Source organism: Burkholderia sp. CpTa8-5, from assembly GCF_017815045.1.
Lineage (GTDB): Bacteria > Pseudomonadota > Gammaproteobacteria > Burkholderiales > Burkholderiaceae > Burkholderia > Burkholderia sola.
Map to the genome: position 1 here is coordinate 402458 of NZ_JAGIQD010000002.1, position 19048 is coordinate 421505.

The 19048-nt window shown below is 59.9% G+C and carries 14 protein-coding genes; 8 read left to right on the forward strand and 6 right to left on the reverse strand.

Annotation, left to right across the window (positions count from 1 at the left end; all coding sequences use genetic code 11):
• The first annotated feature begins 152 nt into the window (after positions 1-152).
• From J8I35_RS05220 to J8I35_RS05245, 6 genes are all read left to right on the forward strand, one after another.
• Positions 153-1400, forward strand: a complete 1248-nt coding sequence (locus tag J8I35_RS05220) for a cyclic nucleotide-binding domain-containing protein (RefSeq protein WP_089489083.1) — start codon at positions 153-155, stop codon at positions 1398-1400.
• 13 nt (positions 1401-1413) lie between these two features.
• The gene (locus J8I35_RS05225; RefSeq protein ID WP_209924690.1) at positions 1414-2178 is read left to right on the forward strand and encodes a flagellar motor protein; all 765 of its coding nucleotides are present in this window, start codon (positions 1414-1416) and stop codon (positions 2176-2178) included.
• 70 nt (positions 2179-2248) lie between these two features.
• A complete protein-coding gene (locus tag J8I35_RS05230; RefSeq protein ID WP_209924691.1) occupies positions 2249-2920 on the forward strand; it encodes an OmpA family protein in 672 nt (223 codons plus the stop codon).
• 172 nt (positions 2921-3092) lie between these two features.
• The gene (locus tag J8I35_RS05235; RefSeq protein ID WP_209924692.1) at positions 3093-4955 is read left to right on the forward strand and encodes a methyl-accepting chemotaxis protein; all 1863 of its coding nucleotides are present in this window, start codon (positions 3093-3095) and stop codon (positions 4953-4955) included.
• A 347-nt stretch (positions 4956-5302) separates the two neighbouring features.
• Positions 5303-6808, forward strand: coding sequence for an ATP-binding protein (locus J8I35_RS05240; RefSeq protein ID WP_209924693.1), 1506 nt, complete (start codon positions 5303-5305; stop codon positions 6806-6808).
• Positions 6795-7451 (forward strand): hypothetical protein, encoded by a 657-nt coding sequence (locus tag J8I35_RS05245; protein WP_209924694.1) that lies wholly within the window; start codon positions 6795-6797, stop codon positions 7449-7451. The genes J8I35_RS05240 and J8I35_RS05245 overlap by 14 nt, the downstream gene beginning before the upstream one ends.
• A 349-nt stretch (positions 7452-7800) precedes the next feature.
• On the opposite strand, the gene J8I35_RS05250 is transcribed toward J8I35_RS05245, so the two are convergent.
• Positions 7801-9513 carry a TIGR04141 family sporadically distributed protein gene (locus J8I35_RS05250; protein ID WP_209924695.1) on the reverse strand — a complete coding sequence of 571 codons (1713 nt, stop codon included), beginning with the start codon at positions 9511-9513 and terminating at the stop codon, positions 7801-7803.
• A 536-nt stretch (positions 9514-10049) separates the two neighbouring features.
• On the opposite strand from J8I35_RS05250, the gene J8I35_RS05255 reads away from it, so the two are divergent.
• Positions 10050-10346, forward strand: a complete 297-nt coding sequence (locus J8I35_RS05255; RefSeq protein WP_050018303.1) for a hypothetical protein — start codon at positions 10050-10052, stop codon at positions 10344-10346.
• Positions 10347-10546: 200 nt separating this feature from the next.
• Here J8I35_RS05255 and J8I35_RS05260 read toward each other — a convergent pair whose 3' ends face one another.
• The 3 genes from J8I35_RS05260 to J8I35_RS05270 form a co-directional block, all read right to left on the reverse strand.
• On the reverse strand, positions 10547-11788 hold the full coding sequence (locus tag J8I35_RS05260; RefSeq protein ID WP_209924696.1) for an amidohydrolase family protein: 1242 nt from the start codon (positions 11786-11788) through the stop codon (positions 10547-10549).
• 13 nt (positions 11789-11801) lie between these two features.
• Positions 11802-13118, reverse strand: a complete 1317-nt coding sequence (locus J8I35_RS05265) for an MFS transporter (RefSeq protein ID WP_209924697.1) — start codon at positions 13116-13118, stop codon at positions 11802-11804.
• A gap of 132 nt (positions 13119-13250) precedes the next feature.
• The gene (locus J8I35_RS05270) at positions 13251-14162 is read right to left on the reverse strand and encodes a LysR substrate-binding domain-containing protein (RefSeq protein WP_209924698.1); all 912 of its coding nucleotides are present in this window, start codon (positions 14160-14162) and stop codon (positions 13251-13253) included.
• 194 nt (positions 14163-14356) lie between these two features.
• Between J8I35_RS05270 and J8I35_RS05275 the strand changes: the two genes are divergently transcribed.
• A complete protein-coding gene (locus tag J8I35_RS05275) occupies positions 14357-14767 on the forward strand; it encodes a TIGR02594 family protein (RefSeq protein ID WP_124640414.1) in 411 nt (136 codons plus the stop codon).
• 47 nt (positions 14768-14814) lie between these two features.
• On the opposite strand, the gene J8I35_RS05280 is transcribed toward J8I35_RS05275, so the two are convergent.
• The gene (locus J8I35_RS05280; protein ID WP_209924699.1) at positions 14815-17328 is read right to left on the reverse strand and encodes an EAL domain-containing protein; all 2514 of its coding nucleotides are present in this window, start codon (positions 17326-17328) and stop codon (positions 14815-14817) included.
• A 324-nt stretch (positions 17329-17652) separates the two neighbouring features.
• Positions 17653-18972: an EAL domain-containing protein gene (locus J8I35_RS05285; protein WP_209924700.1), complete on the reverse strand. Its 1320-nt coding sequence runs from the start codon at positions 18970-18972 to the stop codon at positions 17653-17655.
• Positions 18973-19048: the final 76 nt, after the last annotated feature.

Sequence of the window (19048 nt, forward strand, 5' to 3'; positions counted from 1 at the left end):
TTTCACCTTGATTTCGGTTCAAAACGAGCACGAATGTCCTAAAGGGCGTTGCGCCCGATGACGTAAACAAGTCACGGGGATGACTCGCGATCGCATGCTTCAGACGTGCGACGCGCAGTCCGCAATAACCAGCGCAGCAGGGGGATCGACTCGTGAATCGTCAGCAATCGTGGACGCGTACCGCCGCGCCCGGGGAAATCATTTACTCGGAGGGCTTCGCGGGCGAGCCCGTCATCTTCCTCATTACCGACGGCAAGGTCGAGCTGTCCACGCGCTGCGACGACAAGCGCGTGATCGTCGCGACGCTCGGCCGCGGCGAGTTCTTCGGCGAATCGGCGCTGCTCGCCGCCGAACCGCGAGCGCATACCGCGAAGGCGCTGTCGTTCTGTCAGCTCACGGTCGTGCCGGCCGGCATCCTCGATGAAGAAATCGAGCGCGTGTCCGCACTGCTGCGTCATATCGTGCGAACGATGATCCGCCGCGTGAAACGCAAGGATGACCAACTCGCGACCTATACGCATGCCGACTTCATGCCGGGCGTGCTGTCGTATGCGCACGTGTTGTCACTGATGGCCGGCGCCGATGCGCGCGAATCGGGCGACACATGGGCGCGCCGGCCGATGCAGGCGCATGCGGCCGAAACCTCCGTGCCGCTCGCCGAAGTGATCCGCAAATGCCGCGCGATTGCCGGCCACTCGCGGCCGCATGTGCTCGCGATGCTGCGACGCATGGAGAAGCTCAACCTCGTCACGATCGAAGCGGCGCAGGGCGACGCTGGTGGCGCGACTGATCACGCGACGTCGTCGGATGCGCGCCAGGTCGTCACCTTCGACGCCGCACGCGTGATCGACCGCGCGCAGCAGGTCGCCGATCACGATCTCGACGTGTCGATCAACAGCGAACTCGAACTCATCGAACTGGCCGATCTCGAATCGCTGATCGGCGTCGACAAGACGCTGCTGCTCAACAAGCTGTCGAATGGCGAGATCGCGGAAGAAGTGTTCGCGTTTCGCAAATCGAAGGTGCTCAACTACGTCGAACAGAAAGGCGTTGCGTACTTCTCCCGCCGCAACGGGCGCCGCGGCGGCGACGTGCGCGCGCTCGAGGATCTCGTGTGGATCGACCAGCGCACGCTGTTCGACGTGATCAGCGCGTTCGATACGTACGACCTCGCGAAACTGATCGCGAATCTCGACGATCGCGCGGTGGCCGACAAACTGTTTTCCGTGATGACCGAGGCGCGGCGCAACGAGGTGTCGTGGGTGATGCGCCGCGAACTCAAGCTCGATCCGGTCGAGATCGAGGACATCGAGCAGCGCGTGCTGGAGGCCGTACGCGCGGCGAAGGCGCCTGCGGCGGGTGCGATGTCCGTCGCGTCGACATTGTCGTCTGACGCGTGATACGGAGGCGCATATGGATCTGTTGACCCTGGTCGGTGTGGTGCTGGGCGGCGCGGCGATCGTGTTTGGGTTCGCGCTGGAAGGCGGGCATTTCTCGATGCTGTTTCAGTTCGAGGCGCTCGTGATCGTGCTCGGCGGCACGCTCGGCGCGGTGATGATCCAGAACACGTGGGCGCGCTTCTTCGACGCGGTGAAGCAGTTGCGGCTCGCGTTCGTGCGGGCACGCGAAGTCGATCGCAAGAACCTGTCCGACCTGCTCGAATGGGGCGACCGCGCGAAGCTCGACGGGCTGCTCGCGTTTGAGTCGATGGACGTGAGCGGCATTCATCCGTTCGCGCGACGCGGGCTCGAACTGCTGGCGAACGGCGTGTCGACCGCGGTGCTCGAAGATGCGTTGCAGCGCGAACTCGATGCGTACGAGCGCAGCCGACTCGCCGCCGTGCGCGTGTGGCAGCAGGCCGGCGGCTATGCGCCGACCTTCGGCATTCTCGGCTCGGTGCTCGGGCTCGTGCAGGTGACGAGCCATATTCTGGAGCCGGCGCAACTCGGGCCGGGCATCGCGATGGCGTTCGTCGCGACGCTGTACGGGCTCGCGTTCGCGAACCTCGTGTTCCTGCCGCTGTACGGCAAGCTGCGCGCGCAGATCGACAGCGAGATGCGGTTTCGCAAGCTGTATCTCGACGGTTTGCTTGCGATCTCGCGCAAGGAATCGCCGCATACGATCGAGACGCGGTTGACCGGCGACGTGCGCGGGCGGGCGGTGGAAACGCTGGCGTGATGTTCGTGTGCTTTGTGCTTACGCCTGGGCCTGTATCTGTACCGTTTGACGAACCCGGATTCCCGACAGCATGACTGCTCGAACTGATGGCGCATCCGCTGCCGATCGCGACGATCACGAACTCGAAGGCGCGCACTCCGGGCGCTGGCTGATTTCGTACGCGGATCTGATCACGACGTTGATGGTGCTGTTTCTCGCGCTGTATGTGCTGCAGCTCGCGAAATACAACGCGCTCGATGCGCGATATCAGACGCTGGCGCGGCAGGCTGGGGATGCTGCGACTGCTTCCGTCGATGCTGCCAAGTCCGAGCCAGCGCCGCCATGGCTCGCGTTGCTCGATTCGTTGAAGTCGAATGGACGCATTTCGTTGGTGAAGGCGCCGCACGGCGTCGAGATCGGCATCGACGCGAAGATCCTGTTCAACGTCGGCGATGCGCGTTTGCTGCCCGATTCGTCGCCGGTGCTGAACCAGATTGCGCAGGCATTGAGCGAGCATGCGACCGGCGACATCCTCGTCGAAGGCCACACGGACAGCGTGCCGATCGCGAACGCGAAATACGAATCGAACTGGGAGCTTTCGTCGGCGCGCGCGGGGAGTGTGGTGCGCTACCTGACCGAGCGCGGTGTCGCGCCGCATCGGCTGGCGGCGATCGGGCGGGCGGATACGCAGCCGCTTGTTGCGGGGGACGATGCTGGTTCAAGGGCGAGGAACCGGCGCGTCACGATCTTCGTTGCTTACTGATCAGCGCCTCGTATTTGCGTTGCTTCTCGTGCATATAGGTGGCCGCATATGCCCGCTCTTTAACAACATAACGAATCTCGAATGATCGCTATCTGAAATCAGCGATGCGATTCTGCGCCCGCCTGCCGATAACCCAATCTGGCTCAGACCGAGCGGTTATCGAGGGTTCCCCATGCATTTCTGGCGCAAGCTTTCCATTCAGAACAAGCTGATTCTCAGCATGACGAGTTGCCTGCTCGTGTTCGTCGCGATTTCGAGCGGGCTCAGCGTTCGTCTGATCGGCAACGCGGTGCGCGATCGCGTCGTCCGCGAAGAACTGCCGACCGCCGTGAACGGTATTCGCGCCGACGTGCAGCGCCAGATGGCCGGCCCGATCGCCGCGTCGAGGATTCTGGCGCGCGATGCGTTCCTGCTGCAATGGGAAGCCGACGGCGAACCCGACGCCGGCACACGCAACTGGATTCAGCTCGCGAAGAACGTGAAGGACGAGCAGAAGGCCGCGTCCGTGCAGTGGGTGTCGGTGAAGAGCGGCAACTACTACAACGAAGCGGGCTTGCAGCGGAAGGTGACCGACAAGGATCAGTGGCTGACCAGCTTCCTGTCGTCGGGCAAGGCGTACGACGTGAACATGGATCGCGAGGTGACCGTCGGCGGCTACATGATGTTCATCAACAGCCGCGTGGAACTCGACGGCGTGCCGATCGGCGCGGCGAGCATGAGCCTGTCTGTCGATGCGCTCGCGAAGGGCATCTCGGCTTACCGGATCGGCGACACCGGGTTTGCGTATCTCGTGCGCCCCGACGGCGCGATCATGATGCATCGCGATACGTCGCTGATCGATGGCAAGCATTTTCTGAAGGATGAACCGGGGCTGCCGGGCGAGGCGTCGTCGACGCTGCTTGCGGGCAAGCCGTATGCGTACCTGAGCTATGAGGGGGATGGCGGCGCGCGGTTTATCGCGACGTCGTTCATTCCGGAGCTGAATGCGTATGTGGTCGTCCAGGTGCCGCAGGCCGAACTGCTCGGGCCGGTGACGCGTGCGATTCGTAGCGCGGCGCTGGTGGCGGCGGTGGTGGGGCTTGGGGTTGCGCTGCTCGTGATCTGGCTGGTGGGGCGCGCGATTGCCGCGCCGATTCGTCGGGCGGCTACGCTGCTGTCGGAGATCGCCAGCGGTCAGGGCGATTTGACGCGCCGGATGACGGTGGAGAGCGAGGACGAGATCGGGCAGTTGTCGGATGCGTTCAATCGATTCGTGTCGTCGCTGTCGACGCTCGTTCATCGGATTCGTGCGGCTTCGGCTTCGATCGCGACCGGGTCGGCGCAGATTGCTTCGGGGAATGCGGATCTCAGCGAACGCACCGAAGGGCAGTCGAGCAACCTGGAGCGGACGGCTTCGTCGATGGAAGAGATCACGGCTGTGGTGCGCAACAACACCGAGACGGCGACGACCGCGGCGAAATTGATCAATGGTGCGGCGGATACGGCGGCGCGGGGCGGGCAGGTGGTGGGCGAGGTCGTGACGACGATGGAGCAGATCAGTGACGCTTCGCAACGGATCTCCGAGATCATCGTGATGATCGACAGTATCTCGTTTCAGACGAATATCCTGGCGTTGAATGCTGCGGTGGAGGCGGCAAGGGCGGGGGAGCAGGGGCGCGGGTTTGCTGTTGTTGCTTCGGAGGTGCGGAATCTGGCGCAGCGTAGTGCGCAGGCGGCGAAGGAGATTAAATCGCTGATCGAGCACAGCGCGGGGACGGTGGGTGCCGGGTCGCGGCTGGTGAGTGAGGCGGGGAAGGTGATGAGTGATGTGGTGTCGCAGGTTCAGGGCGTTAGCGCGATGATGAGCGAGATTGCGGAGGCTAGTCTGGAGCAGAGTGCCGGGATCGATCAGATTGGCGATGCGGTGCAGTCGCTCGATCAGATGACGCAGCAGAATGCGGCTTTGGTCGAGGAAAGCGCGGCTGCGGCGGAGAGCTTGAAGCAGCAGGCGGCGGAATTGACGAAGTTGGTTTCGGCTTTTAAGGTGGATGAGTGAGGGTTGATTGGGGGGAGGTGGAGGTGCTTCTGATTGCGGCTACCGTGGGTTTACGGTGGCCGTTTTTGCTTGTTGGCGCGGGATTCGAGGAAGTTTACGGAAATGAAACGCATCTCGAAATAGAAGAGTGCAGCGGGCACGGCGATACTCGTCGCCGTCATTGCGGCGGCGTGGGCGAAGGTTGTGGTTGCCTCGCCGACGAACTTATAAGGCGCTTACGTCTAGTCCAGATCCCTCAGCCGGCGTCGAATCAGATCTGAGATTGCTTCGATACCATCCGGGCAAGGGCGTGATTGACCCAACGCGGCCTTTATAGGATCCTGCATAAATGTCCGGTTACGGAGCAAATGCGCCACTCCCAATACGCACAGTTTCGACGGCGAGCATCTGGCCTTGTGCTGTCCCTTATCTACTCATTTATCGGTAGAATAATACCGCCATTAACTCTAAAAATTTCAGCTTGCGCGCGGGGAAAAATGATTAATCAATTTGAATGGAATGGCCGGACTTATAACTTCCAAAAAAAAGGAGGGAAAAATGGTGTTCGATCAAATCTGTTTACGATAATCGTTGGAAAAAATGGCACGGGAAAAAGCCGAATGTTACGTTCGGTGGTCACAAGCATTTTGCGCGAACATGTTGAACCGTCAAATTTCGACAAAGACAATTCGCAACCTACTCGCAGTGAGCCAATAGGCACAGTCAAAATAACGCGTCCTCCAACGAAGATTATCTGTGTCTCGACGAGCCCGTTTGACAAATTTCCTTATCTTCGTCGACGAAGTAGTATTCCGTACTATAGCTACCTCGGTTTACGTGGACTACCAAGTATGAATTTGGGGCCAGCGTACATGTCGAGAATTATCTACACACTAATTGAGGCAGCATTCAAGAACGCTGGTCAGGCAGCAGCCATTACTGATGTACTCGATTATTTAGGCTATGAAGGCGCCATTCGCGTAACATTTTCTGTGACATCGCTTAGGTTGTTAGAGCAGATTGACAATCCAATCAAGGCGCGCCATATCATCGAGGAATATATAGGGGGGAGCGCCACCACATTCAATCCCGATCTGCAAACGCAGTTAACCACGCTCTTGTCAGTAAGTACGGCCGAGTTTCGGCAAGTCGTGAAATCTGCGATTCGTCTTTCAGGAGGTGGGAGGCGCTCAAAAATTGAGGTTCACCTCGGCGATTTTGGTGCCGCGGTGAATCACCCCGGCGAGATCGATCCACAAGATATCGCGTTGCTCGGGCGATATGGACTTCTTAAGCTACGTGAAGTTGTTTTGCACAAGAAGGAATCCGAGCAACCGTTTAGGATATCAGAGTTGAGTTCGGGCGAACAGTCGGTAATTATGGGGCTACTGGGAATTGGTAGTCAGATCGAAGACGGCGCACTCATTTGCATAGACGAGCCGGAAATATGCCTGCACCCGGAATGGCAGGAGCGTTACATCCAGTTGTTGAGTCGCATATTCTCCAGTTTTCGAGAGTGTCATTTTATAGTTGCAACGCATTCGCCGCAGATTATTGCGCAGCTTCCTGATAAAAATTGTTTTGTCATGCAGATGGAGGACGGGGTTGCGCATCCAGCGGGTGATTTTACGAGTCGCTCCGTGGATTATCAGCTTGCGCTGGTTTTTAAAGCGCCGGGCTTTAAGAATGAATATTTAAGCCGTATAGCCATAAACACCTTCGCTAAGATCGGCAAGCTTCGGGCATTCGACGAGGAAAGCGAAGTTAATCTACGGCTACTCAACGCTATGCACGAACACCTCCGGTCGGACGACCCATTGAGGGAGCTGATTGAATCATTGAGAGAAATGCGGGGCGCCTATGGCAGACATTAAAAATCCCATAGCGTATTCGCCTGAGATCAGAAAGATGGTGGACGCAAAATTAGCGGACCCTACGTTCAACCACACGAACTGGGGCGACGACGATTTGGCTGACTTTCGGAAGCTTGTCCGCGATTACTATCGAACCGTGCAAGTTGACACGTGCGCTTTTTGCAAGGGGCCCTTGTCTTCGCAATCTGCTCTCAATTGTCACGTTGAGCATATTGTGCCAAAATCTCTGAGACGCGAGTTCATTTTTGAACCAAAAAATTTTTGCGCGATCTGTGCTGATTGCAACGAAATCAAGCGTTCAAAAGAAACGGAGGCGACAGAGCCAGACCCGCTGTCGCGCGGCAAACATGTAAAACAATACCCTCGGTCATCGGGTGCATTTCTGATCGTTCATCCGCATTTCGACGATTGGGATCTTCATCTTATTAAGTTCGGTGCCCTCTATTTGGATCTTAGCGACAAGGGTGTATTCACGATCGGGGCTTGTAACTTGAACAGAAAGTTGCGCAAGTTTGGGTGGGAGGCAGTAATTGTAGATGACGCGACTCTGCGCGAAGCGGCGGAGAAATGGTTGAATACTCGTGATCCGATCGCTGCGGCTCGTTCACTTCAGGCACTTCGGCGCCTACTTGTAATTATCTAGCGCGATTTCAATTGGCGTGGCGACATCTGCCAGATGTCGCCACGCCACTCTCTGTCAAGCAACCCATTGTTTGGCGCGCTATTTGGGAGGGTTTTTGATTACTAAAGCGAGGTGTGCGAATCCCGGATAATTCGATGGGAATTCCATATAACCCACTATGGAGTCAATGCCCTCCGCGATCGTGTGCTAAGGCGGCATGAGTGTCTGCAGTTGAATACGGCCGATGGCTCGACTGATTGCGGACAGATCAAGTGAATGCTCATACTCGCCGAATCGAGCGCGATGAGCTGACGCTATCTGCTTGCTCTAGTTTAGCCTGATGCACATAGATACCCTGCTCGTCGTATTGTTACGCAGAAGAGCTTTCACTTGCGCCTAGTGCTAGTGGTGCCCGAGAGGTTGGTGTTGCGCGGGCAACGGATTGGGCCGCTTGCTTACGCGTCGCGGCGGCCTTTCCCATAGGTTTTTGTTTTTTGGTTTTAAGAAAATCGGAATCGATCGTGATTTTCGAGAGGGCTACGCGAAATCCCAGTGCGCGAAGGTTTAAAATTGCATTTTTCAACGAAACTTTTGAAAAAAATGGAAGGTCGGTGGGGAGATTCTTGGTTGTTGCGATTGCATATATGACGCGATAGTTGTTTGCGTTTGGGATTTCCGATGGGTCGCGTAATTTTATTGATATGGGTAGCGTGCTATTGAGTTTAATTCTAAAATCTCGATGCTTAATAAAGGTTTCTGCCGATACGCTTCCTTGGGAGAATAAATGGCTTAGGGTCGCAGAGCTTCGATAGACTTTCACATGAATTAAATCATGGTCGTTGCGAATAAGATCGCAGAACTCAATCTTGTCGTAGGGTCCTCCGACGAAAATATTCTGACGGTCCAGTAATTCATATCCGCTGTTCGGTCGCGCACAGCTAATGTTGTATTGCCCCTCGTCATCATGCGCATAGGTTGGCATCGCGATAGTATCGATTTCGACGTCCTTGAGTTCTCTGTTTACCCGATCGACGAAATCGTCGCGAACTACGTGCCAGACACCATTTCGAAGGATATATATTTTCCCTTTGTCCGAGATCTCTGCATAGAGGCATCGATAGGCTGACCACTGTTTGATGGGATGGTAGTTAGTGTCATTTACGTAAATATGTTGAGCATGAAAAGATTCGCTCGTGGGCGTAATGTTTTTTCGAACCATGTAGTCAAGCAGTTGCTCAAGCTGCAGGGTTGGATGGATAGATGTTCTCTCGCGTCTATCAAACGAGTAGCCGGTTTGCGCCTCCCAATCTACAATTTCGGGCTCACCGAGCCAAATATTGGTACCAGGTGAATTCGCCGCAAGCAGATCATTCAACAGCAGGTCCAAGAGTTCTATGTCGTTTGTGTCACGTACACGGTTAACGTCGTCTACCCACGCAAAACGCTCAGGAGATTTTTGGTTGTAGCGATTAAGTGCTTCCGTCAAGATTTTTGGTAGATCGGTAAGTATTGCCTCCGACATGATAGTTAACGCGTCACGCCCCGTTACGTGGTCACCAAAAAGCGGTTCGCTAGACGCCCCAGTGAGTGCGTAAACCATATCATTTTCAGTATCGATACGCAGATCGAAAATGTCGGCGTCTTTTGGGCTTTGGCTACGTGTGTTCAATGGATTCGCTTCATAACTCGCTTTGTCGAGACTTCGGAGTTTTTCCGGATCGACGGAATTGAGCGTTACTCGTAGTCCGAAATCCCGTTCGACGAGCTCAAGATCGATTAGGTGATATCCCATGCCAAACGCAAGGGCAAAGGCTGCGTTGGCTGTTCGAATAATTAAAACGGCTCCTTCGGAGCGATTCCCGAGGAAATAATTATCCGGCACGTCTTGATCTGGAAATAGGAAGCTTACCCAATCAGGGATTTTGGGCCTCGAATCCTTGACGTACAGTGTGGCCTCGTTTGAATTGATCGAGATTTTCACCGGTGCCTTTGCGTGCTCGATTTTGATTAATTGTTCGTCGCGTAGCTTTGCATCTTTTATTAGATAGATGCTGAGTCGCTCTTTGCGCTGATGTGATTTCATCGTTAGCCCCACAAGTTTACTACTTGTTAGCGCGGCGATACCTGTTTCCCCGAGCCCGCCGAGGAGACAACGATGCATCTAAACACGAGGGGTCGTCAATGAGGATATGTGAGGGAGAGTAGTAGAAAACTTGATTGTTCGAAGAACGCCATGAAGATGTACATGGGTGGTAAGTGGGGCTGAGACCAAGATGCAGCAGAGCTTATGTGATTCGCTCGCAAAGAAATGCCAAATGATTGCTCGTAGATCCAAGCCTGCGACCGGCGTAACCCTATACCTAACGGCCAATTCCCCTCATTTCCCCATTTCTGAGATGCCAACCCGACTACACTGGTCATGAAGCTTCGCTTCTCACCATCGGAAGTTGACCGCAGTCCCCTCCGTCCCGATGGTCGAAATAAAGCCGTCTTGCCCAACAAGACCCAGCGAAGAGGGGAGAAAGAAGGGGAAACCCGAGGCAACAAAGAAGCGCGGGCCGCATGGGCGGCAACCCATACGACCCGCTGACCACCACCAACTCATCACAGGAGTCGGAAATGGCTGACGCCAATACTAAGCCACGTCGTAGAAAGAACAAACCCGTCAACATGCAGAAGACGTTTGAGCTGGTCCTTCGCAACTACCCGGACCTACCCAAGCGAGGCTGGCCGTACCTGCCGTGGATGAAGGCGATCGATATCAATTTCAAGATCTTCGGTTTCAAGCCGGGCGACCGCGTGTACCTGAGGGTCAGCGACGTCGACCGATCGATCACGATCACGCCGGACTACAGCCAATTGGCGCTGCGAGAGCAGCCGTACCACGATCCTGACCGGGGACCGTCGCCGCTCTAACACCTGCAAGGGCCGCTTGATGCGGCTCTAGCGAGTGGAACGCAGGCGTTGCATGAACACGACTGGCCGCCGGGGCGACACCGCCCCGGCCATGGCCGCGAACGCCGTGATTCACACCTCTAGCGACCTTCAACAACTGTCACGACCGCAAGGCCCGTGAGGCCGCATCGCGCCTGCAAAAATAGCCAGACGGCGTCAAATCACCGCCCGCCGGCCCACCGCTTCACAACCGCCCCCCGCTGCAGCACATACTCGACTTTCGCGCCTTCATCGGCCACGACCCCGATATCCTCAAGCGGATTCCCATCCAGCACGACGAGATCGGCGATCGCCCCCACCGCAACGACCCCAAGCTCCCCCGTCATATTCACAATCTCCGCCGCCACCGTCGTCGCCGACCTAAGCGCTTCCAAATTCCCAAGCACCTCCGCCCGAATCCGAAACTCCCCGGACTGAAACGCGTGCATCTCGCCGAGCAGGTCCGACCCGAACCCCATCTTCACGCCGGCCTTCGCATAAATCTCAAGCGACTCGCGTCCTTTCTGCTGCACGGAAGCAACCTTCGCGATGGAGTCGGCCGGCATCCCAAACTCCGCCCCATGTTTAGCCAACGCGTCATAAGTCACCAGCGTCGGCACCACGAACGCCCCCCGCTCATGCATCAGCACCGCAGCCGCTTCATCCACAAGATTCCCATGCTCGATCGTCCGCACGCCGCACCTCACAGCCCGCGCAATCGCGCGCCCCGTATACGCGTGCGCCATCACATAAGTATTCGCAGCCTCGGCCTCGTCAACAATCGCCCGAATCTCGTCCTCCGAATACTGCGTGTTCGCAATCGGATCGGTCGGCGAAGCCACGCCGCCTGACGCCATGATCTTGATCTGCGTCGCGCCTTTCTGAATCTCCTCACGCACGGCGAGCCGCACGCCTTCGACGCCATCGACCACTCGCGCAATCGCCCCCGTCCTAAAACAGCAGGAGCAGGGCTCCAGCACATCACCGCGCGGCCGGAAATCCCCATGCCCACCAGTCTGCGACAGCGCCTTCCCCGACGGAAAAATCCGCGGCCCCGGAATCAGCCCTGTCTCAACGGCCTGCATCAAACTCCAATCCGCGCCCCCCGCATCCCGCACACTGGTAAACCCCCGCGCCAACATCGCATCGAGAATCGGCAGCGACCGAATCGCCGCGAGAATATTCGGCTGCGTCGCATTCGCGCCCAGGTTTGCATTCGACGCCAGCACATGCACATGGCAATCGATGAACCCCGGCATCACGGTCTTGCCGCGCACGTCGATCACCTGCGCATTCGGCAAATCCACCGGCCGATCGGTAACCTCGACGATCCGCTCGCCTTCGATCACGACATGATGATGTTCGAGCAACACGCCTCTTTCGAGGTCGAGCACGTTGCCGCCTTGAAGCACGGTAATGGTCATGAGAGAAAAATCCTTATCGAGTCGTTGCGGCCGCACGCTTCGCATCCTTCACGAAGCGCGTGCCGACGAAACTGACGGCCGCCGCGAGCATCACGTAGAACGCGGGCGCCATGTTGCTGCCGGTGCGGGCGATGAGCCATGTAATCAGGAACGGCGCGAACCCGCCGAAGATCGTCACCGCGAAGTTGTACGCAACGGATAACCCGGTCGACAGCACCTTGGTCGGAAACAGCTCCGCGAACGCCGCGAGGATCGGCCCGGTGTAAGTGGCGATCAGCACGCCGAACACGGCCTGGAACACGATCAGCGACGCGAACCCGGGCGCATGGTTGATCCACGAGAACATCGGCCACGCGAGCACGAGGATCCCAAGCGCCGAGCCGGACAGGAACACGCGTCGTCCCCACGCGTCGGCGAGTCGCCCGACGATCGGCGAGCAGCACATGATCATCAGCCCGCCGACCATGCCGGCCGTGAAGCCGGTCGATTGCGGCAGATGCAGCGTGCGCACGGAATAGGTCGGCATGTAGAACAGCAGCACGTAGGTGCAGACGGTCCACAGGATGACCATCGAGAAACTCGCGAACGTCTCGCGCGGATACGTGTGCAGCACTTCCTTCAGCGGCGAGCTTTCCTTCGCCTGCGATTCGACGGCGCTGAACGCGGGCGTCTCGTCGATATGGCTGCGAATGAAGTAGCCGACCGGCCCGACGATGATCCCGAGCAGGAACGGCAGCCGCCAGCCCCAGCTATGCAGCGCCTGCGTGTCGAGCGACGTCGTGACGAACGTGCCGGTCGCCGCACCGAGCAGCACCGCGAAGCCGATGCTCGACTGGATCCAGCTCGAGTAATACGCGCGCTTCTCCGGCGGCGCGTATTCGGTGAGGAACGCGGTGGCGCCGCCCATCTCGCCGCCGGCCGAGAAGCCCTGTAGCAGCCGCGCGACGACGATCAGGAGCGGCGCGGCGATGCCGGCCTGTTCGTAGGTCGGCGCGATGCCGATCAGCGCGGTGCCGGCCGCCATCAGCAGGATCGTGAGCGACAGCGCGGCCTTGCGTCCGACCTTGTCGGCATAGACGCCGAGCACGATGCCGCCCACCGGCCGCATGAAGAAGCCCACGCCGAACGTCGCGACGGTGAGCAGCACGGACGTCAATTCGTTGCCGGTCGGGAAGAACAGCTTCGCGATGATCACCGCGAAGAAGCTGTAGACGGTGAAGTCGAACCATTCGAGACCGTTGCCGATCACGGTCGCGACGATGGCGCGGCGGCGCTGTTGCACTGCCGCATCGACGGAAGGCGCGGCGCGCGGGGAAAGCGTTCCTTGCATGGTCTCTTCCTTGGTCAGAAGACGGGACGGCTGCCCCGCATGAATCCCATGCTAAGGAGAGCCGCATTTTTTTCTGAAACGAAAGATTCGCATGCCTGCATGCGCTGCACGCATGCGTCGCGCCCGCGGCATTCAGGGCGCGGTCTGCTGCTCCGCCTGGTCGAACAGCCAGCGCGTGAACAGGCGGGCGGCCTGGTTCTGCGCGCGGTCGTTCGGCGAGATCACGTAATAGCCGCCGCCGTGGCTCGCGGACGCTTCCGTCACGCGCACGAGCAGGCCGGCTTCGAGGCATGCGTCGATCATGTAGCGCCAGCCGAGCGACACGCCCTGGCCGAGAATCGTCATCTGCACGATCTGCGGATACGAGTTGATCGTGATGTCCTGCGGCTGCGCCTTCTGCCGGTCGACGTCGTTCATGTCGAACCATTCGGACCACGACATCCATTGGCGCTGGCCGTCTTCGAGGCGCAGCAGCGTTTCGTTCGCGAGATCGGCCGCATCGAGCGTGCGGCCGGCCAGATAGCCTGGCGCGCAGACGGGGAACACTTCTTCGTCGAACAGGCGGCGTGCGGTGTATTCGGCCGGCGCCTGCTGGCGCACGTAGTAGACGCCGACGTCGAATTCCGCGGGCGACATCGATGCCAGGCCGTCGCGCACGATCAGGCGCAGCTTGATGTTCGGATACGCAGCGCGAAAGTTCGGCAGCCGCGGCGTGAGCCACAGCAGCGCGACGCCGGACGAGCACGCGATCGTCAGTTCGAGATCGCCGTACGGTTTCATCACGTCGTGCGTGGCTTGCGCGCATTGCGTGAGCAGATGGTGGACTTGGGCCGCGTATTGCTCGCCGGCGATCGTCAGCCGCAGCGAACGGTGTTCGCGCACGAACAGCGAGCGGCCGAGGAATTCCTCGAGCTGCTGGATCTGGCGGCTGATCGCGCTTTGGGTCAGATGCAGTTCGGCGGCGGCTTTCGTGAAACTCGCATGCCGCACGGCGGCTTCGAACGCGATGAGGCACTGAAGAGGCGGCAGGGGCGTGATGCGCATGGCGGGCAGGGAGTCGGGGGCGCTGCCTCCATGATACGGGTGGGCCCGACGAAAATCCCGATTCGTGAAGGGCGCTGTGGATTCGCCATATTCAATCGTGCGAAGATTGAGCGAAACAACACCGACACGTACCCGAGAACGACGTGACCCTATCAAACCCTGAGAGCAAAGTGAAAGCCGTCCACCCACCCTGGATGCCCGTCGCGCTGGCCGAACTCGGCATCCGCCGCCACCCGCCGGGCAGCATCAACCCGCGCATCGTCGAATACAACAACCAGACGAACCTGATCGGCTACGACGACAAGATTTCCTGGTGCTCGTCGTTCGTGAACTGGTGCATGGCGCACGCCGGATTCCGCGGCACCGGCTCCGCGCTCGCACGCTCGTGGCTCGAATGGGGCAAACCGCTGGAGCGTCCGGTCTACGGCTGCATCGCGATCCTGACGCGCGACGATCCGACGAGCTGGAAAGGGCACGTCGGGTTCTACCTGCGTCACGATGCCGAACACGTTCACCTGTTCGGCGGTAATCAACTGGAAGAAGTGCGCGAACTCGCGTATCCGTTGAACGAAGTGATCGGATACCGCTGGCCGTCCACCGAGTGAGCGTGCGACGGCACGCGCAAAGCGGCACACAGCGCCCCGCGACCACCTCACTCCGTCAGCAGTTCAGCGCCGCGGCGCGACGAGATGCCGACCAACTGCTCGGCGGGCTGCGGCCGCGCGAACAGGAAACCCTGCCCCTGGTGGCAGCCGATCTCCTGCAGGAAGGCCAACTGCTTGGCCGTCTCGACGCCCTCCATCACGACATCGAGCCCCAGCGCGCGCCCCATCGCCACGATCGCGCGCACGATCGCGTCGTCCGTGCTGCCCGAGCCGCAGTCCGCGAGGAACGACCGATCGATCTTCAGCGTATCGACGGGCAGATCCTTCAGATACACCAGCGACGAATAGCCCGTGCCGAAATCGTCGATCGCCAGGCTGATTCCCCGCGTCGCCAGTTCGCGCAGCAGGATGCCGATTTCCTCGCGGGTGTTCATCGCCATGCTTTCAAGCAACTCGAGCTGCAGGTATTCGGCCGGCAACGCGGTTTCGCTGAGAATGGTCGTCAGGTCGCTGAGGAAGTGGTCGGTAAAGCACTGCCGTGCCGATACGTTCACCGACACCCGTCCGAACTCGAAGCCCTCGTCGAGCCAGCGGCGCGCCTGTCGGCAGGCTTCGTGCAGCACCCATTTGCCGATCGGGACGATCAGCGCGGATCGCTCCGCCAGCCCGATGAAGTCGCCCGGCGGCACCAGGCCGCGGTGCGGATGCAGCCAGCGCAGCAGCGCTTCCACGCCGACGATCCGGCCGCTCGCCAGATCGTATTGCGGCTGGTAGAACAGGCGGAATTCGTTCTGCTCGAGCGCGCGATGCAATTCGCCGAGCGTCTCCAGTTGCTCGATCGCCGACGACGTCATCTTGCTTTCGAAGAACTGGAACACGTTCCTGCCGCGGCTCTTCGCGCCGTACATGGCCTGGTCCGCGAGCAGGATCAAGTCCTCCGCCGCAGTGCCGTCGTCCGGATAGATGCTGATGCCGATGCTGGGCGTCACGAAGATCTCGCGATCGCCGATATCGATCGCCCGTCCCACTTCGTCCAGCAGCTTGCGCGCGACGCGTCCCACGTCGCGGACGTCGTCGATCTCCTCGAGCACGAGCGCGAATTCGTCGCCGCCCATGCGCGCCACCGTGTCGTTCGCGCGCACATTGGCGACGATGCGCTCGGCGACCATCTTCAGCACCTCGTCGCCGGCGTTGTGGCCGAGCGTATCGTTGATCAGCTTGAAGCGGTCGAGATCGAGGTACATCACCGCGACCTTGCGGCCGAATCGCTTCGCATGGCTGATCGCGTGCGCGAGCCGCTCCTCGAACAACATCCGGTTCGCGAGATTGGTGAGCACGTCGTGCGTGGCGAGATAGCCCAGCCGCTCCTCTGCCTGGCGCCGCTGCGTGATGTCGGAAAAGATCGCCGCGTAGTGAGAGATCTCGCCTGCGCTGTCGCGAATGCTGGTGATCGTCAGGTATTCGAGAAACAATTCGCCGGTCTTGCGGCGATTCCAGATTTCGCCTTGCCAGTGACCATCGGTCGTGAGCGAATGCCACAACTGCTTGTAGAAATCGGGCGTCTGGCGCCCGGAACTCAGCAAGCCCGGGTTGCGCCCGATCACTTCATCCTCGCTGTACCCGGTCAGGCGCGTGAACGCCTGGTTGACGCGCTCGATCCGCGCACGCCGGTCGGTCACCATGATGCCTTCGAGCGCCGATTCGAACACGCGATCCGCCATGCGCAGGTTGAAGCGCGCGAGCCCCAGCGCTTCGTCGCGCTCGCGCAGCGCGCTGCGCAGCTCGTTCGCGTATTCGTGCTCGATGCTCTGCAGCACGTCCGCGAAGCAGAGCAGGCCGGTCAGCCTGCCATCGTCGTCCCGGATGCCGACATGCCGCATGTTGTGTTCGGTCATGAAGCGCTGCGCCGCATACAGGCTTTGCCTGGCGGTCAGCATCTGCAGCGGCTTGCTTGCATGGTCGCCGACCGCGCCTTGGGCGCCGCCGTCGGCCAGCAGCCGGACGATGTCGCGTTCGGTCAGGATGCCGTGCTCGCCGTCGTCGTAGCCGACGAGAATCGCATCGAGCCGTTGCGCGCGCATCTGTGCGATGACGTCGTGCAGTCCGGCCTGCTCGGGCACCACGACGGGCGGATGGACGCGGATCGACTCGATCGGCTTCAGGTGCAGGAAAAATTCCGGGCCCTGGTTCACGACGACGTCGGTTTGCGTCAGCACGCCGATCGCGGCGCCATCCCGCACCACCACGAAGTGCCGCACGCCCGACTGCTTGAACTTCATCGCGGCTTCACCGAGCGGCGTGTCGGCCTCGAGCGTCAGCACCGGATGGCTCATCACCTCGCTGACCGGCCGATCGAGCTCGCCCGGATTGTCGCCGGCCGACAGCGCATCATGCTCGGTCCAGATCCCGACGACCTGTTCCTCCTTCATCACGACGATCGAGCTGCACCGTTCGGCGAACATGCGTCGCGCGGCCTCCCGCACCGGCGTGGCGGGCGCGCAGGACAGAATCTGGCGCGCGACGAGGCGCGCGATCGGAACATCGTAGCTGTTCGGGTACATTCTCTGACCAAGACGAAAAATCCTTGCCGGCGCGCTTCGATCCGGCAACCTTCGGGCGCGCCCGCGCCGGCCGGCAAGGCATGATCTTGCTCGCCTCGACGGGTTGCGCACGCATCGAACTCGCTCACGCGGAATCGATGCCCGGTTGTCCGGCGAAACCGCACGCCGGCGCATCGCCCTCGCACGGGCCGCCGCCATGAGTTAACGGCAGATTCGGGCAAGAGTTGAGTGCGATGACCCCATTCGGGCCGTACGTCGGCAAGTCGAGCGGCTGCGGGCTGGGCGAGATTGACGGCGCGGCCGTCGCGCCGCCCATTGCAAGGCTTACTGAGGGCGGTATGCGGGTAGCCCGCGCACCTGATCGTCGTACCACGTGGCGGCAGCGAGCCAGAGCGTGGTCAGGTCGTTCGGGGTGAAGATCGGCAATGTATCGCACGCTGCGCGGATGACGTCGAAGTCCCCCGATTCCGCTGCCTCGCTGGCGTTCAAGAGCCAACCCAGCTCGCCATGCCGTTCGAGCAGTGCCCGCCGGATATCGGCGTGAATCGGCGTCGTCGTGACGACGTCCTCGATCGTGCTGCCGAACAGCACATGAACGAGTGAGAACACGCCCGCAATGAACGCGGTAGCGGCGAACCGGTCATCGTCGGGCCGCAGCCGGCCCGCGGCCAGTTCCATGAATCGCGCCCGCGCGCCGCATAGCTGCGCCAGCGGATCGGAGCGCAACGCGTCCAGGCGCTCATCGGCAAACAGGAGCAACTGGGTCCAGCGCGTAATTTGCCGCGTGCCGACCAGCATGATCGCCTCGCGCAGTGACGAAACGGGCTGGCTGAGCCCCACCGCGCTTGAATTGAGCAGCATCAGAAGGGGAATGACGAGGTTCGGAATGCGTTTGAGTTCGGCTTCGAGTTCAACGATCTCCGGTTCGCCGCCCAGAAGCACGAGCAGGCGCAGCAGCGCGTCGCGCGATGGCGTGACGCGCCGCGATGTCAGCACCTGCGGTTTCGCGAAGTAGTAGCCTTGAAACAGTTCGAAGCCCGCTTGCATCGCGGCGCCATGGTCCTCCGGCGTTTCGATTTTCTCGGCGACCGACATCTTCCCGTGCTGCTTGACGGTGCCGATCAGTTCGGCAAGGTGCTCGCGCGGACATTCGAGAAAATCGATCTTGACGATATCGACGTAAGGGAGAAATTCGAACAGGCGGGGGGAAACCTCGGAAACATCGTCCAGCGCGAGCCGGTAGCCCGCGCGCCGCAGTTCGCTACAGCGCTTGCAGAGCGCGTCGTCGAACGTCACCGTTTCGAGGATTTCGAGTATGAAGCGTTCATGTGGCAACAACCAGACGATGTCGGACATCAGCACCGTTCGATCGATGTTCACATAGCCCGTGCGATCGCCCAGTGCGGCGGTGAGGCCGATATCCCCGATGAGTCTTCCGATGACCTGCGCGGTGGCGGCAGCGTCATCCGTGATGTGGGCGCGATTGGCTGTCCCCGAGCGGAACAATAGTTCGAATGCGATCAACGCTCCGCTGCGGTCCAGAATCGGTTGCCGCCCGAGGTAGACGTATTCCGGTGCGGCGGCTCTGCCGCCCGACTCCGGTTGATCGTCGGCGGGGCGGGGCGACGGTGCGCTCGTATTCAATCTTGAACGTTCCCTTTGAGTTGAGGTCTCGCGGATGCCAGGCGGGCATCCGTCGCATCCGGGGAGTTCGTTGTGC